Below are 2,473 nucleotides of genomic sequence, written 5' to 3' on the forward strand. Positions count from 1 at the left end.
GCCGTACAGATCCCAGGCCGTCGCCCCCGCGGAGGCATCGGCCCACTCCCCCACGACCCGCGAATAGGTCGAGGCGGCGCCGCGGTGCGCCTGCCAGAACCCGGTGGCGGAGAGCCTCCATTCCCGCGTCCCGACCCGTTGGACCGGGCGGCCCGAACCCTCCATCACCTTCTCCACGCGCGGCGCACTCGCCGCTGCGCGCCGCGCCGACGCACCCCGGCGACCGGGACTGCGGCGACCGGTCCGCGACACGTGCGGCGGCGCGATCTCCACGACGTGCCGCTCGCCGTCCGCGTCCAGCACCACCTGCAGTTCGGCACCGGGCTGCCACACCCGGTCGGTCAGCCCGACGTACGCGCGCGCCTCGATCTGCGGGCACGCCAGGTCCGTCTCCACGTCGTGACTGTGGTGCCGGCGGAAGCCCGGGTTTCCGACCCGATCGACGGCCAGACGCACCCGGGTCCGCCATCGGGTGCCGTCCGGCTCGCCGCCGGGAAGCAGTTCGACCTCGACCGGCCGGTCGATCCCGCCGAGCCGGCGCAACTGTTCCGCCACCACCGCGGCGCCGATGCGCTGCTGCGCGGGCAGGCTCGCGTGGGACAGGTCGCAGCAGCCGGCGCCGCCCGGCCCCGAGATCGGGCACACCGGGTTCACCCGGTCGGGCGAGGCCTCCAGGATCTGCACCGCGTCGGCGAAGCAGTAGGACCCACCGCGATCCTCGGTGACGAGCGCAATCACCCGTTCGCCGGGCAATCCGTGCCGGACGAACACCACCCGCCCCTCGTAGCGCGCGACGGTCGAGCCGCCGTGGGCGGGGTTGCCGAGGATCACCTCGATCCGGCGACCTGACCAATCCGTCGGCGGGACCTGCCGTTCGTGCCGGCTCACCGTTGTTCCTCCTGATCGTCGAGTCCGCGCCGTACCGCACCGGGCGCCGCGTCGATTCGTTCCTTGCGTACATCCGCCGACGAGTGCAGCTGCCAGGGCACGCTCGTGACCATCACCCCGGGCTGGAACAGCAGCCTGCTCTTCAGGCGCAGCGCGCTCTGATTGTGCAGGACCTGCTCCCACCAGTGCCCGACCACGTATTCCGGGATGAACACGGTCACCACGTCGCGCGGCGAATCACGTCGCACCCGCTTGACGTATTCGAGCACCGGGCGCGTGATCTCGCGGTAGGGCGATTCGACGACCTTGAGCGGCACGGTGATGTCGCTGCTCTCCCACTGCCGCACCAGCTGGCGGGTGTCCGCGTCGTCGACGTTCACGGTGACCGCTTCGAGCGTGTCCGGGCGGGTCGCCCGCGCGTACGCGAGGGCGCGCATCGTCGGATGGTGCATCTTCGAGACGAGAACGATCGAGTGCGTGCGGCTGGGCAGCACACCGTCCCATTCGGTGCCCTCGAGTTCCGCGGCGACGCTGTCGTAGTGCCGGCGGATCGCCTTCATCAGCCCGAAGATCGCGATCATCGTGACGATCGCGATCCACGCGCCCGCAACGAACTTCGTGATGAGCACGATGACCAGCACGGTCGCGGTCATGACGAGGCCGATCGTGTTGACCACGCGCGACCGGACCATGCGGCGGCGCTGGTTCGGATCGGTCTCGGTCGCCAGGTGCCGGGTCCAGTGCCGGATCATGCCGGTCTGACTCAGGGTGAACGACACGAACACCCCGACGATGTAGAGCTGGATGAGGTGGGTGACCTCGGCGCCGAACACCCACACGAACACGATCGCGACACCCGACAGGAACAGGATGCCGTTGCTGAACGCGAGGCGATCGCCACGGGTGTGCAGCTGGCGTGGCAGATACCGGTCCTGGGCCAGCACCGATGCGAGCACCGGGAACCCGTTGAACGCCGTGTTGGCGGCGAGCACCAGGATCAGGGCGGTGACGATCGTGATCAGGTAGAAGCCGAGTGGGAAGTCGTCGAACACGGTTTCCGCGAGCTGCGCGATCAGTGTCTTCTGGTGGTATCCCTCCGGGGCGCCCTGCAGCTGGGTCGCCGGGTCCTCGGCGATCACGACACCGATCTTCTCGGCGAGCACGATGATGCCCAGCAGCAGCGTGATCGCGATGCCGCCCAGCATCAGCAGGGTCGTCGCCGCGTTGCGCGACTTGGGCTTCCGGAACGCCGGCACGCCGTTGCTGATGGCCTCGACACCGGTCAGGGCGGCACAACCCGAGGAGAAGGCCCGGGCGAGGAGGAACGCGAACGCGATCGCCGTCAGGTTCGACTGTTCGGCCGTCAGCTCGAACCCCGCCGATTCGGCCTGCAGGTCGTCCCCCAGCACGAAGATGCGGGTCAGGCCCCAGACCAGCATGACCAGCACACCGAACATGAAGGCGTAAGTGGGGATGGCGAAGGCGGTCCCGGCCTCCCGCAGACCCCGCAGGTTCACGGCGGTGAGGATCGCGATGGCGATGATCGCGAAGAGCACCTTGTGCTGCGCGACGAACGGCACCGCCG

The 2,473-nt window shown here is 69.5% G+C and carries 2 protein-coding genes; both read right to left on the reverse strand.

The genetic code is table 11. The features are described 5' to 3' along the window. Nucleotides 1–888, reverse strand: an 888-nt coding sequence (locus I0Q12_RS16095; protein ID WP_307846275.1) for a TRAM domain-containing protein, incomplete at its 3' end; no start/stop codon positions are given. Further along, the coding region (locus I0Q12_RS16100) for an APC family permease (protein ID WP_197252868.1) at nt 885–2,473 on the reverse strand (1,589 nt) is incomplete at its 5' end. The genes I0Q12_RS16100 and I0Q12_RS16095, both read right to left, overlap by 4 nt.

Source organism: Rhodococcus sp. CX, assembly GCF_015865005.1.
Lineage (GTDB): Bacteria > Actinomycetota > Actinomycetes > Mycobacteriales > Mycobacteriaceae > Rhodococcus.